Genomic DNA, 13,462 nt, shown 5'->3' with positions numbered 1-13,462 from the left:
CGCGAAGGCGGTATGTCAGCACATACAGGTGCTGAATGACACACCGCTTTCGCGAGCAGGCTCGCTCCCACAGGGAAGACTAGTCGCTTATCAGCCAAGCTGAGCGGCGACGTCTTCCGGGATATCCGCGTTGGAGTAGACGTTCTGCACGTCATCCAGATCCTCAAGCATATCGATCAGCTTGAGCACCTTCTCCGCACCTTCCAGATCCAGCTCGGCACTGGTGGTCGGCTGCATGACGATTTCCGCGTCGTCACCCTTGAACCCGGCCGCTTCCAGCGCGTTACGCACCGCATAGAAGCTGGTGAACGAGGTGAACACGTCGATCGAACCATCTTCGTGGGTGACCACGTCATCAGCGTCGGCTTCAAGCGCCGCTTCGGTCAGTGCGTCTTCATCGACGCCCGGGGCGAAGCTGATCTGGCCCTTGCGCTCGAACAGATACGCCACCGAACCGTCGGTGCCGAGGTTGCCGCCGCACTTGCTGAACGCGTGGCGCACGGCTGCGGCGGTACGGTTGCGGTTGTCGGTCATGCACTCGACCATCACCGCCACGCCGCCCGGGCCGTAGCCTTCATAGGTCAGTTCTTCAACGTTGTCCGCTTCAGTGGCACCGGCACCGCGCGCGACGGCACGGTCGATGATGTCGCGGCTCATGTTGGCGCTCAACGCCTTGTCCAGAGCCAGACGCAAACGCGGGTTGGAACCCGGATCGCCGCCACCCTGACGGGCCGCAACGGTCAGTTCACGGATCCACTTGGTGAAGATCTTGCCCCTCTTGGCATCCTGACGTTCTTTGCGGTGCTTGATGTTTGCCCACTTGGAATGACCTGCCATAACTTGCTCCGAATGCTCTTTGAAACCTTGCCCGCCCTGCCAAGGCAGCGGCCGGCAATTGAAAAATTCGACCTGAGAAAGAAAAAAGGCGCATCCGAAGATGCGCCTTCAGGCCCGTCTTACTCAGCCTTTGGCGTTTCGCGCAGGCGAATGTGCAGCTCGCGCAGTGCCTTGGCATCCACTACGCCCGGAGCCTGCGTCATCACGTCGGCAGCACTCTGGGTTTTCGGGAAGGCGATCACTTCACGGATCGACTGGGCGCCGGTCATCAGCATCACCAGACGGTCCAGACCGAAGGCCAGACCACCGTGCGGCGGTGCACCGTACTTCAGCGCGTCGAGCAGGAAGCCGAACTTCTCTTCCTGTTCCGCTTCGTTGATGCCCAGCAGACGGAATACCGCTTGCTGCATTTCCTTGCGGTGGATACGGATCGAGCCGCCGCCCAGCTCGGTGCCGTTCAACACCATGTCGTACGCACGGGACAGTGCGCCGGCCGGGTTGGCTTCGAGTTCCTGCGGGGTGCACTTCGGTGCGGTGAACGGGTGGTGCAGCGCCGAGAAGCTGCCGTCGTCGTTCTCTTCGAACATCGGGAAGTCGACGACCCACATTGGCGCCCACTCGCAGGTCAGCAGCTTCAGGTCGTGACCGAGCTTGATCCGCAGCGCGCCCAGGGCTTCGCTGACGATCTTGGCCTTGTCGGCACCGAAGAACACGATGTCGCCATCGACTGCGCCAACGCGATCCAGGATCACGTTGAGTTTGTCTTCCGGGATGTTTTTCACAATCGGCGATTGCAGACCTTCAACACCGGCAGCGCGCTCGTTGACCTTGATGTACGCCAGGCCCTTGGCACCGTAGATGCCGACGAACTTGGTGTAGTCGTCGATCTGCTTGCGCGGCATGCTCGCCCCGCCTGGAACACGCAGTGCAGCAATGCGGCACTTCGGATCGTTGGCCGGGCCGCTGAACACCTTGAAATCGACTTCCTTGAGCTGGTCGGCAACGTCGACCAGTTCCAGCGGAATACGCAGGTCCGGCTTGTCCGAACCGTAGCGGCGCATGGCTTCTTCGAAGGTCATGTGCGGGAATTCGCCGAATTCCAGATTCAGCACTTCCTTGAACAGATTGCGGATCATCTGCTCGGTCAAGCCCATGATCTCTTTTTCATCGAGGAAGCTGGTCTCGATGTCGATCTGGGTGAATTCCGGCTGACGGTCGGCACGCAGGTCTTCGTCGCGGAAGCACTTGGCGATCTGGTAGTAACGGTCGAAGCCGGCCACCATCAGCAGTTGCTTGAACAGCTGCGGTGATTGCGGCAGGGCGAAGAACGAACCGGCGTGGGTACGACTCGGCACCAGATAGTCACGCGCGCCTTCCGGGGTGGCCCGGGTCAGGATCGGCGTTTCGACGTCAAGGAAGCCATTTTCGTCGAGGAAGCGACGGATGCTGGTGGTCATGCGCGAACGCAGACGCAGCTTCTCGGCCATTTCCGGACGACGCAGGTCGAGGAAGCGATAGCGCAGGCGGGTTTCTTCGCCGACGTCGGAGAACTCGTTGAGCGGGAACGGCGGGGTTTCCGACTCGTTCAGCACTTCCAGTTCGTAACCGAGCACTTCGATCATGCCCGAAGCCATGTTGGCGTTGGTCGCACCGGCCGGACGCAGACGTACCTTGCCGGTGATCTTCACGACGTATTCGCTGCGCACGCGATCGGCGGCGGCGAAGCTCTCGGCGCGATCCGGGTCGAACACCACCTGGGCCAGACCATCACGATCACGGATATCGAGGAAAATCACCCCGCCGTGGTCGCGGCGACGGTGCACCCATCCGCAAAGGGTAATTTCCTGGCCTTCCAGGCTTTCGTTCAGTTGGCCGCAATAGTGGCTGCGCATCATGGTGTGGTTCGCTTCTCGTAATTCGAAATTCGGTGGAGTAACCGTCGCTTTCAAGCAAGGCGGCAACTCACGCGTGTCGTTCGTTCAGGGTTGGAACCCTAGTCAGCTTTGTCGCCACCGGCCAGATTCTTCTTGGCTCCGGTCTTGAAATCGGTCTCGTACCAACCGTTGCCGCTGAGGCGAAAACCCGGCATGGACAGCTGCTTCTTCAGTTCGGGCGCCTGGCAGGCAGGGCAGTCGACCAACGGTGCGTCGCTGATCTTCTGAATGGCTTCCAACTGATGACCACAGGAAGCACATTGGTAATCGTACATTGGCATGGGGGTGTCTCGGCGATCAGATTGCTGCCGCGCGCAGGGCTTTGCGGCGAAAGCGCGGGATTATATCGATTAAATGCGGGCTGTGCAGCCGTAACACTGCACAGCCCGCAACCTCGTTGCAACCGCCGTTTCAGCGCGAAACGGTGGGTGCGAGGTCTTTGATCCCGTTCATGACGCAAACCACCCGCACCAACGCACTGAAATTCTTCACCCCGCCGTGACGCAGATGCACCTCGCGGTCGACATGGGATAACAGTGTGCTGATCGAACAGTGGTTGTCCTCGGCCATGCCGCCGAGGATATTCCAGTAGACCTGCTCCAGGCGCAGACAGGTCGCAAATCCGTTGAGGCGAATCGATCGCGACAACGGCCGGATCAGATTCATGTCGAACTCGCTGACAAACGGGTCGACTTTTATTACGTGCCGCGAAGCCGACATCCTGTCGCTTCGCCTGTCTTCTTCTACCATAGCGTTGACACTCCTTTGCCATGACTGCTGATTTATAAGGCAACATCCTTGCGCCTTCATAAAAACCCAGTGACAAAGTCAGCGCCATACGATTTGTTGACCAGCCTCGTAGGATAAGCCAACGCCAACGGTAAGAGTCTGGACAGCACGCGGACGACCTCAAGCCGTCCGCAGCGGCCGGATCATTCCTCGAGCAGCGCGCGCAGCATCCACGCGGTTTTTTCGTGCACTTGCATGCGCTGGGTCAGCAAGTCAGCGGTCGGCTCGTCGCTGACCTTGTCCAGCAACGGGAAGATGCCGCGCGCGGTACGGGTCACCGCTTCCTGGCCTTCGACCAATTGCCTGATCATGTCTTCGGCGCTCGGCACACCGACTTCTTCCTTGATAGAAGAAAGACGCGCGTAGGTCGCGTAGGCCCCCGGTGCCGGGAAGCCCAGCGCACGAATCCGCTCGGCGATCGAATCGACGGCCAGCGCCAGCTCGTTGTATTGCTCTTCGAACATCAGGTGCAGCGTGCGGAACATCGGGCCGGTGACGTTCCAGTGAAAGTTATGGGTTTTCAGATACAGCACATAGGTGTCGGACAGCAGTCGCGACAACCCTTCGACGATGGATTTGCGGTCTTCTTCGCTGATACCGATATCAATTGCCATGCTTACCCCCTAACAGTGATTGGATTCATCCAGCAGGTTCAGCCCCACTTTAGCAAGGCAAGCGCCAGCTCGCAGCTATCAATCCGTGATCAGGCTGCGACAAATCGACCGTTTCTCTGCCGCTGGCCGGGCTGATTTGAGTAGCCGCAGGCTTTGCTGTTAAATAGGCAGTGTGTCGCCATGCCCCATTTTCCGGGGGTGTTGCGCATAGGCTGATCCGTGTACGTGTCCACCGCCTCTTATTTCGTCCTGAAGCGAACCGTGCGCCTTCAGCTCTTCCTTGTGAGCCGTCATAACGTGAGCCAATCAAAATGTTGAAAATCGTCCACCTGCTAATGGGCGCAGCAGCCTTGCTGCTGTCGTTCATACCCAGCCTGAAAGCCGAAGCCGTTCCTTATCTGCAACAGCCCGATGCACTTTACCTGGCCTTTTTCGGCCTGCTGAACCTGGTCATCGCCCCAGTGATCCCCTACTGGAACAAAGGCCCGCGCCAGCATCTGCAAAATCTGGTCAGCGCCCTGCTCGTGCTGACTGTCGTCCTGCAAACCTTGACCCTGATCGCGCCGATGCCGGTCATCGCTGGCCAGCCGGCGGTGTTGTTCAGCCTGGTGATCGCCCTGGTTGCCGTGGTGCTGCACCTGGCCGTCAGCTTCTACAAATCGTCACCAGCCGCCGCGCCAACCAGCTATGACATGAGCAATCGCGATACCGGCACCGTGAAGTGGTTCAACACTTCCAAGGGTTTCGGCTTTATCTCCCGGGACTCCGGTGATGATATTTTCGTGCACTTTCGCGCCATTCGTGGCGAAGGCCACCGTGTTCTGGTCGAAGGCCAGCGCGTCGAGTTCTCGGTGATGAACCGCGACAAAGGCCTGCAAGCCGAGGACGTGATCGCCGCTCTGCCGCGTCGCTGATCCAAAGCAAAAAAACCGCGAACAGCCTGGCTGTCCGCGGTTTTTTTATGCCTGGCGAATGGTTCAATAATGCGGTGGCGGCGCGTCTTCTTCAAAGGCACCGAACTGCCCGACCATTTCTTCGTGACGCTTGATCAGCGCCTCCATCTGCAATTGCAGGCGCTCGATGACTCTCTGCTGGGCCACCAGCACATCGTTCAATGCCTGAATAGTGTCATCCTGAAAGGCCAGACGGCTTTCCAGATCGGTTACGCGCTCTTCAAGGCTCATGACTCAGCCCTCCACAAAGGTGAATTCTTCGGTCAGCACCAGACGCAAGCGCTCGCGAATGGCTGCTACCTGTTCCGCGCTGTACGGCCTGGCCGGGTGTTTGCCCCAGACCGGCGCTGGCCACGCAGCATCGTCACGTTTACGTACGATCACATGCATGTGCAACTGACTGACAACGTTACCCAGGGTTGCCACGTTCAGCTTGTCGGCATCGAACGAATCCTTGAGCAATTCGGCCAGTGTGGTGGTTTCCCGCCAGAGCTGCTGCTGGTCGGCGACATCCAACTGAAACAACTCGCTTATATCCTCGCGACGAGGCACCAGGATGAACCACGGGTAATTGCTGTCGTTGGACAGCAACAGCCGGCACAACGGAAAGTCGCCGATGACCAGGGTGTCCTGTTGAAGTCGTGAATCCAAAGCAAACACTGTGAGTACTCCCGCTGATCCTATAACTCAGCTTAGCGGCCGCCCCTAGAAGCAGCGCGCCAAGCGACAGAACGGCAGCATACCTGCGAATGCAGCGGGCTTCACGCGTCCCCTCGGCGGTAATTCAGCAAGCGCGCCGACATGAGACATTTATCTCGCCGACGCACCAATACAGCCCCGGACATGAGCCTTGACGTGAAGAGCCGCATGAAAATCCTTGATCTGTCGACCCTCGAATCGGGCGGCGCCAGTTTTACTCGGACCCTATTGTGATTTTTTTGCACCAAAACTGCACAACACGTCTACGCTCAGTGGGTCGGGCATCCGCCAAATACTCAATGCGGGGTGAACCGGTAACGTTTTTGGTTGTCCTGCGCGCCTTTGGTGCGTTGCAACACCATTGGGAGATCGTCGTCAAGCCCGCAACAAAACAGCCCCGAGGCCCCGTTTTCACAAGGTTTTCACATATGCGGGCGCATTGCAGAAAAATAACCGCAGCGATTTTGCGGTTTGTGCACGCTTGTTGCATTCGTAACGTTATGGACTATAAGCGCACCACGGGAAGTGGTCGCCTGAAGCCAATAAAAACAGTGGCAGGGTTGCCCGATGGAGATTCAAGTGTTTTGCCAGGGACTCTTTTTTAGCGATGCAAAAAGGCCCGGAAACAGCGATAAAGTTGTCAGTCCGGCTGCATCGGTACTGTGAATTTGCGACATCCAGCGCTCCTTTTGCGACAACGCCGTAAAGAAGCTGAAAGGTTGGTTTCGCAAGTATCGCCAACATTGTCGGCGTGATATAAGTTTGCGCCGACACAAAAAGAAAGAGCCGCCCAGATAATAAAACAGGTGGGACGGCAGTACTCTTCTAAAACCAAAGGAGCAAATCACGATGCGCGTGATGAAGTGGAGCATGATCGCACTGGCAGTTGCTGCAGCAGCCAGTACTCAAATGGCTACGGCCGCCCCGTTTGTAAGTGACCAGGCTGAAGCCAAAGGTTTCGTTGAAGACGCGAAGTTTGATGTGTTGCTGCGCAACTATTACTTCAACCGCGACAAGAAAAACACCACCTCCAATGACCAGAAAGACTGGACCCAGGGTTTCCTGGGTAACTTCAGCTCCGGTTACACCCAAGGCACCGTTGGTGTTGGCGTTGATGCATTCGGCTACCTGGGCATCAAGCTCGACGGCGGCGACGGCACCACCGGTTCGGGCAACACCAGCCTGGATTCGCAAGGTCACAACAACGATTCTCTGGGTAAGGCAGGCGCAGCGATCAAGGCTCGCATCTCCAAGACCGAGCTGAAATTCGGTGAGTTCCAGCCAAGCACTGCTCCAGTCTTCGCGGTCGGCGGCTCGCGCCTGATTCCTCAGACTGCTACCGGTTTCCAACTGCAAAGCAGCGAAATCGAGAATCTGGATCTGGAAGCCGGCCACTTCTACTCGGCCTCCAGCCAGGACGAGATGAACAGCGACGGCGAGCTGCACTCGCAGTACTCCAGCACCACTGATGACCCTGTCACCGGCAAAACCATGGACTTCGCCGGTGGTAAATACGGTATTACCGACAACCTGAGCGTCTCGCTCTACGGTTCGAAGTTCAAGGACATCTGGAACCAGTACTACAGCAACGTGAACTACACGCTGCCAATCAGTGGTGACACGTCGCTGAACACCGATTTCAACATCTACCGCACTACCGATTCGGGCAGTTCGAAAGCTGGTGATATCAGCAACACCACGTTCTCCCTGGCAACCGCACTTTCGTTCCTGAAAGCCCACACCGTGACTCTCGCCTTCCAGAAGGTCAACGGTGATACGCCGTTCGACTACGTCGGCGTAGGTGACAACAACCGCGGTGGCGACTCGATTTTCCTGGCCAACTCCATCCAGTACTCCGACTTCAACGGTCCGAACGAAAAATCTGCACAGATTCGTTATGACCTGAAAATGGCCGAGTACGGCGTTCCAGGTCTGAGCTTCATGACCCGTTATGTGAGAGGCTGGGACATTGACGGCTCCAAAATGGATGCTGACAGCCCATACCGTTCGTACGGTTACGGTGATGATGGCAAGCACCACGAAACCAACCTTGAAGCCAAATACGTAGTTCAGGCCGGCCCGGCCAAAGACCTGTCCTTCCGTATTCGTCAAGCATGGCACCGTGGCAACACCGATCAGGCTGAAGGCGATATCAACGAGTTCCGCCTGATCGTCGACTACCCACTGTCGATCTTGTAATCGCCAACAGTTAGTTTGCGATAACAAAAAAGGGCCCATCTTCGGATGGGCCCTTTTTATTGGTGCTTCATTCAACTAATGCCTTGCCAACAATTCAGGCACTTAGTTAGCAACCTATCATTGCGTCGCCGATTCCTGCACTACGCGTATAACCCGCTGCGGAAATGGAATATCAATCCCGGCAGCCTTCAAACGATCACGCGCCTGTTCATTGAACATGAACATCACATCCCAATAATCCGCAGTTTTAACCCATACGCGCAGGGAAACAGTGATCGAACTGTCGCCCAATGTCGAAATCACTGCCTGTGGCTCCGGGTCCTGCATGACGCGGGGATCCTTGGCCAGATCCAGCAGTACCTGACGGGCCTTCTGCAGATCCGCTTCGTAATCAACGCCGACATCAAAAACGACTTTACGGGTTGGCTGACGATTGGTGTTGGTGATGATGCCGTTCGACAGGTTGCCGTTGGGCACGATGATGGTCTTGTTGTCGCCGGTACGCAGCACGGTGTGGAAAATCTGAATGCTGTCGACGGTACCCGCTACACCTTGGGCTTCGATCCAGTCACCGATGCGGAACGGGCGGAACAGCAGAATCAGCACGCCGCCCGCGAAGTTCGCCAGGCTGCCCTGCAAGGCCAAGCCAATCGCCAGACCCGCAGCACCGATAGCCGCAACGAACGAGGTGGTTTCGACGCCGATCATCGACGCGACGCTGACAATCAGCAGCACCTTGAGAATGATGTTGGCCAGGCTGCTGATAAAGCCTTGCAGCGCGAGGTCGGCATTGCGCAGAGCGAGCAGACCGCCGAGTTTTTGCGTGACCTTGTTGATCAGCCACCAGCCGATCGCCAGGGTAATCACTGCCAGCAGTACACGGCTGCCGTATTCCATGATCATCGGGATCCACGCCTGGGACGCCTTGACCAGGTGGTCCACTTCAGCATTCAAATCCATGTTCTATCTCCTGATTTCCGGCTTCCCGGGGTGTACACAAAAAATGTGGGAGCGAGCTTGCTCGCGAAAGCGGTTTGTCAGTCAACTCATCGCTGAATGAAACACCGCATTCGCGAGCAGGCTCGCTCCCACATAGCCTTCAGACCAAGCTTAGTCGCGGAAGTTGTTGAACTGCAGCGGCATGCCGAATTCCTTGGCACGCAGGGCCGCGATGGCTTCCTGCAGGTCGTCGCGCTTCTTGCCGGTGACACGCACCTGCTCGCCCTGAATGGCAGCCTGGACCTTGAGCTTGGCTTCCTTGATGTGGCCAACGATCTTCTTCGCCAGTTCTTTGTCGATGCCTTCCTTGAGAATGGCGTCCTGCTTCATCAGTTTGCCCGAAGCGTAAGCGTCCTTGACCTCAAGGCACTGCACGTCGATCTTGCGCTTGGTCAGCGCCAGCTTGAGGATTTCGATCATCGCTTCGAGCTGGAAAGCGGCTTCGGCGGTGAGGCTGACGGTCAGGTCCTTTTCCTTGAACTCGAAGCTGCCTTTGCCTTTCAGGTCATAACGACGATCGAGTTCCTTCACGGCGTTCTCGACCGCGTTGGTGAGTTCGTGTTTGTCCAGTTCGGATACCACGTCGAACGACGGCATGTAATCTCTCCAATAAAAAGGCGCGCTCGATGTGGATGGAGCGCGCTTGGCTTGCGGTTAAAATCGGGCTCATTATAACGGGTCTTTCCTACCGATACGGCGAGCCGCACATGCCTGCAAGCAATCGAGCAAAAAACTGATGTCGACCACCTGGCACGTACTTGGCGCCGGCAGCCTCGGCACACTCTGGGCGACACGTCTGGCCCGCGCCGGCTTGCCGGTGCGGCTGATCCTGCGCGATGCGGCGCGTTTGCAAAGCTATGCGGCAGTGGGCGGCTTGACCCTGGTAGAAAACGGACAAGCTCATACCTATGCAGTTCCCGGCGAAACCCCGGACAGTCCCGAGCCGATTCGCCGATTGCTGGTCGCGTGCAAGGCCTATGACGCCGAAGAGGCCGTCGCCCGCCTCGCTTCCCGCCTCGCGCCGGACGCCGAACTGATCCTGCTGCAGAACGGCCTCGGCAGTCAGGACGCCGTCGCCGCGCGGGTGCCACAGGCGCGCTGCATCAGCGCCTCCAGCACCGAGGGCGCGTTCCGCGATGGCGATTGGCGCGTGGTGTTTGCCGGTCACGGCTTCAACTGGCTGGGCGATGGCGCGAATCCGCTGGCGCCGGTCTGGCTGGACGATCTGCAAGCGGCGAACATTCCCCATGAATGGAGCGCTGACATCCTCACTCGGTTGTGGCGCAAACTGGCGCTGAACTGCGCGATCAACCCGTTGACCGTGCTCCACAATTGCCGTAACGGCGGGCTGAGCGAGCATCACTGCGAAGTCGCCACACTCTGCGCCGAACTGGCTGAACTGCTCGAACGCTGCGGCCAACCGGCTGCGGCGGACAATCTGCAAGCGGAAGTCGAACGAGTGATCCACGCCACCGCCGCCAATTACTCTTCGATGTTTCAGGACGTCGCCAACCAGCGCCGCACCGAGATCAGCTATCTGTTGGGCTACGCCTGCAAAGTTGCCGAGCGGCATCAGTTGAACCTGCCGCATCTGCACCAGTTGCAGCAACGTCTGATCGCTCATCTGCACAAGCGTGGATTGCCCAGCGACTGAGCAGCCGCTAGGCTGACGACTTGTTCCCCTGCTGCGATAAACCTGATGCCATTGCGCCAGCGCCTTGAAAACCTGCCGGTCGGCCAGAAACTGCTGGCCGCCCTGCTGGTGTTGTTGACCACGGTTCTGCTGGTCGCCAACCTGACCTTTATCAGCGCCGCCTATTACATTTCTCAGGAAAGCATGGCGCCACAGGCCTTGCAGACCATCGGCCGGCTGATCGCCAACCCGAGTCTGGTCAGCGATGCGCTGGAGTCGCCGCGCAGCGCCGAGCGCCTGCTCAAGGAACTCGACAGTTATTCACCGCTGCGCGCCGCCGCCCTGTACGACGGCAAGGGCGAACGCCTGGCGCAAGTGCAGCGCGGCGAAAAACTCAGTCTCCCCGAGCGTTACCGCCACGTCGAAGCGTGGCAACTCACCGAGTTTCGCAGCAATCAACTGATCACCCTGCCCCGCCCCGGCGCCGCACCTGGGCATTTGCTGCTGGTGGCCAGCAGCGAACTGCCGATGGCGTTCTACACCGGCACCCTGACCGCCAGCCTCGGCATCCTGATCTTCAGCGTACTGCTGTGGCTGGTGATTGCCCGGCAGATCAAGCGCCTGATCACCCGGCCGATTCATCAGCTGGAGGAATTGTCCCGGCAGGTCACCCGCGAAGAAAACTACGCCCTGCGCGCTGCACGCGGCAACCATGACGAAATCGGCAGTCTGGCCGAGGCGTTCAACACCATGCTTTCGCGCATCGAAGCCCGCGAGCAGCAGCTCAAACGCGCCCGCGACGACTCGCAGGCCGCCTACGATCAGGCGCAGGGGCTGGCCGAGGAAACCCGCCACACCAACCGCAAACTGGAGCTGGAAGTCCAGGTGCGCAGCAAGATCGAGAAGAAACTCACCGGCTTCCAGAATTATCTCAACAGCATCATCGACTCGATGCCGTCGGCGCTCATCGCTCTCGACGAGCAGCTTTACGTCACCCAGTGGAACCAAGAGGCCAGCGCGCTCTCCGGCACGCGCCTGGACGAGGCGCTGAATCAGCCGATCTTCCTCGCCTTCGAACCGCTCAAGCCGTTTTTGCCGCAACTCAAGGCCACCGTCGAACAGCACACCGTGGCTAAAGTCGATCGGGTGACCTGGTTCAAGGACGATGAACCCAAGCATTACGCGCTGACGTTTTATCCGCTGATGGGCGGTGCCGGGCGTGGCGTGGTGATCCGTATCGATGACATCACCCAGCGTCTGTCGCTGGAAGAAATGATGGTGCAGTCGGAGAAGATGCTCTCGGTCGGTGGCCTTGCGGCCGGCATGGCCCATGAAATCAACAACCCGCTTGGCGCGATACTGCACAACGTGCAGAACATTCGTCGGCGTCTGTCGGCGGATCTGCCGAAGAACATCGAAACTGCCGAACAACTGGGCATCGAACTGGACACTGTGAACCGCTACCTGCAAGGCCGCGAAGTCCCGCAACTGCTCGACGGCATTCAGCAGGCCGGCGCCCGCGCGGCGAAAATCGTCACGCACATGCTCAGCTTCAGCCGCCGCAGCACCCGGCAAATGGCGCCGTGCGATCTGCCGGCATTGATTGATCAAGCCGTGGAAATCGCCGGCAACGACTTCGACCTGGCCATCGGCTTCGACTTCAAGGGCCAGGCGATCATTCGTCAGTTCGACCCTGCCCTCGGTCCGGTGCCGGGCACCGCCAACGAGCTGGAACAGGTGTTGCTCAATCTGCTGAAAAACGCCGCGCAGGCCATTCATCAGCGCGAAGACGACAGCGAGCCGGGCCGGATCATTCTGCGCACCCGGCTCAATCCGCCGTGGGCCGAGATTCAGGTCGAGGACAACGGCATCGGCATGAGCGAGAACGTGCGCAAGCGTACCTTCGAGCCGTTCTTCACCACCAAGGAAATCGGCCAAGGCACCGGGCTTGGCCTGTCGGTGTCCTATTTCATCATCACCAACAACCATAAAGGCCAGATGGAAGTGCAGTCGGCGCCCGGCCAGGGCACTTGCTTCACCCTGCGTCTGCCGCTGGCGCAACCTGCGCCGTTGACCACCGAAACCAATTCACTACCGAGGTAACCCATGGGCTTTCGCTTGTCGAAGATCTACACCCGCACCGGCGACAAAGGCGAAACCGGCCTCGGTGACGGCCGCCGCGTTCCCAAGGATCACCCGCGCATCGAGGCGATCGGCGAGGTCGATACGCTGAACAGTCAGGTCGGCGTACTGCTGGCCGGTTTGATCGCCGAGCGAGAGTTGCATCCGGGGCTGAATGAAATCATTGAGGTGTTGGCGCCGTGTCAGCATCGCTTGTTCGACCTGGGCGGCGAGTTGGCGATGCCTGAATATCAGGCACTGAACGAGGCTGAAATCGAGCGTCTGGAAGCGGCGATTGATGTGTGGAATGAAGAGCTGGGGCCGCTGGAGAACTTCATCTTGCCAGGTGGTTCGATGTTGATTGCGCAGGCACATGTCTGCCGCAGTCTGGCGCGCAGTGCCGAGCGCCGCTGTCAGCATTTGAACTCGATTGAGCCATTGGCCGGGGTTGGCCTGGCGTATATCAATCGGTTGTCGGATCTGCTGTTTGTTGTGGCGCGGTTGATTGCGCGGCGGCAGGGAGTCGCGGAGATTCTCTGGCAGCCGGCTGCGAAACCTGAAGGAAAGTAGCGCCTGTCAGGACGCTTCGCGAGCAGGCTCGCCCCCACATTTGACTGCGTTCTGACTGAAGAAATGCAATCCACTGTGGGAGCGAGCCTGCTCGCGAAGAGGCCGCTAGCCTCA

14 protein-coding genes are annotated in these 13,462 nt (G+C 58.7%); 5 read left to right on the top strand and 9 right to left on the bottom strand.

Annotation, left to right across the window (positions count from 1 at the left end):
- Positions 1–90: 90 nt before the first annotated feature.
- The 5 genes from ND528_RS12390 to ND528_RS12370 form a co-directional block, all read right to left on the bottom strand.
- The gene (locus ND528_RS12390; RefSeq protein ID WP_034153419.1) at positions 91–837 is read right to left on the bottom strand and encodes a YebC/PmpR family DNA-binding transcriptional regulator; all 747 of its coding nucleotides are present in this window, start codon (positions 835–837) and stop codon (positions 91–93) included.
- A 119-nt stretch (positions 838–956) separates the two neighbouring features.
- A complete protein-coding gene (gene aspS, locus ND528_RS12385) occupies positions 957–2,732 on the bottom strand; it encodes an aspartate--tRNA ligase (RefSeq protein WP_041479793.1) in 1,776 nt (591 codons plus the stop codon).
- 98 nt (positions 2,733–2,830) lie between these two features.
- Positions 2,831–3,052: an FmdB family zinc ribbon protein gene (locus tag ND528_RS12380; protein WP_016773499.1), complete on the bottom strand. Its 222-nt coding sequence runs from the start codon at positions 3,050–3,052 to the stop codon at positions 2,831–2,833.
- A gap of 130 nt (positions 3,053–3,182) precedes the next feature.
- Positions 3,183–3,521, bottom strand: a complete 339-nt coding sequence (locus ND528_RS12375; RefSeq protein WP_130912236.1) for a ribbon-helix-helix domain-containing protein — start codon at positions 3,519–3,521, stop codon at positions 3,183–3,185.
- A gap of 182 nt (positions 3,522–3,703) precedes the next feature.
- The gene (locus ND528_RS12370; protein WP_263470437.1) at positions 3,704–4,174 is read right to left on the bottom strand and encodes a Dps family protein; all 471 of its coding nucleotides are present in this window, start codon (positions 4,172–4,174) and stop codon (positions 3,704–3,706) included.
- A 311-nt stretch (positions 4,175–4,485) separates the two neighbouring features.
- Here ND528_RS12370 and ND528_RS28235 point away from each other — a divergent pair, with 311 nt between their 5' ends.
- Positions 4,486–5,088 (top strand): cold-shock protein, encoded by a 603-nt coding sequence (locus tag ND528_RS28235; RefSeq protein WP_137214003.1) that lies wholly within the window; start codon positions 4,486–4,488, stop codon positions 5,086–5,088.
- A gap of 63 nt (positions 5,089–5,151) precedes the next feature.
- Here ND528_RS28235 and ND528_RS12360 read toward each other — a convergent pair whose 3' ends face one another.
- Positions 5,152–5,358, bottom strand: a complete 207-nt coding sequence (locus tag ND528_RS12360) for a SlyX family protein (protein ID WP_016773495.1) — start codon at positions 5,356–5,358, stop codon at positions 5,152–5,154.
- 3 nt (positions 5,359–5,361) lie between these two features.
- Positions 5,362–5,787 carry an HIT family protein gene (locus tag ND528_RS12355; protein ID WP_130912238.1) on the bottom strand — a complete coding sequence of 142 codons (426 nt, stop codon included), beginning with the start codon at positions 5,785–5,787 and terminating at the stop codon, positions 5,362–5,364.
- A gap of 888 nt (positions 5,788–6,675) precedes the next feature.
- On the opposite strand from ND528_RS12355, the gene ND528_RS12350 reads away from it, so the two are divergent.
- Complete coding sequence (locus ND528_RS12350) at positions 6,676–8,025, top strand: OprD family porin (protein WP_122602087.1); 1,350 nt, start codon at positions 6,676–6,678, stop codon at positions 8,023–8,025.
- Positions 8,026–8,142: 117 nt separating this feature from the next.
- Here the strand turns inward: ND528_RS12350 and ND528_RS12345 are convergent, their stop codons facing one another.
- Together ND528_RS12345 and ND528_RS12340 are read right to left on the bottom strand one after the other, a co-directional pair.
- Entirely contained in the window at positions 8,143–8,985 is an 843-nt protein-coding gene (locus tag ND528_RS12345) for a mechanosensitive ion channel family protein (RefSeq protein WP_137214005.1), read from the bottom strand.
- Positions 8,986–9,135: 150 nt separating this feature from the next.
- Positions 9,136–9,621 carry a YajQ family cyclic di-GMP-binding protein gene (locus ND528_RS12340; RefSeq protein ID WP_016773491.1) on the bottom strand — a complete coding sequence of 162 codons (486 nt, stop codon included), beginning with the start codon at positions 9,619–9,621 and terminating at the stop codon, positions 9,136–9,138.
- Positions 9,622–9,760: 139 nt separating this feature from the next.
- Here ND528_RS12340 and ND528_RS12335 point away from each other — a divergent pair, with 139 nt between their 5' ends.
- From ND528_RS12335 to ND528_RS12325, 3 genes are read left to right on the top strand one after another with little or no spacing between them, the layout of a single operon-like run.
- Positions 9,761–10,678, top strand: coding sequence for a putative 2-dehydropantoate 2-reductase (locus tag ND528_RS12335; protein WP_263470436.1), 918 nt, complete (start codon positions 9,761–9,763; stop codon positions 10,676–10,678).
- Between the two features lie 45 nt (positions 10,679–10,723).
- Positions 10,724–12,760, top strand: a complete 2,037-nt coding sequence (locus ND528_RS12330) for a sensor histidine kinase (protein WP_130910016.1) — start codon at positions 10,724–10,726, stop codon at positions 12,758–12,760.
- A 3-nt stretch (positions 12,761–12,763) separates the two neighbouring features.
- A complete protein-coding gene (locus ND528_RS12325; RefSeq protein WP_137214007.1) occupies positions 12,764–13,348 on the top strand; it encodes a cob(I)yrinic acid a,c-diamide adenosyltransferase in 585 nt (194 codons plus the stop codon).
- The last annotated feature ends 114 nt before the right edge of the window (positions 13,349–13,462 follow it).

Origin of the sequence: Pseudomonas mercuritolerans (assembly GCF_025706525.1) — a bacterium.
Classification (GTDB): Bacteria; Pseudomonadota; Gammaproteobacteria; order Pseudomonadales; family Pseudomonadaceae; genus Aquipseudomonas; species Aquipseudomonas mercuritolerans.
This window is presented reverse-complemented; position numbering and strand designations above follow the sequence as displayed.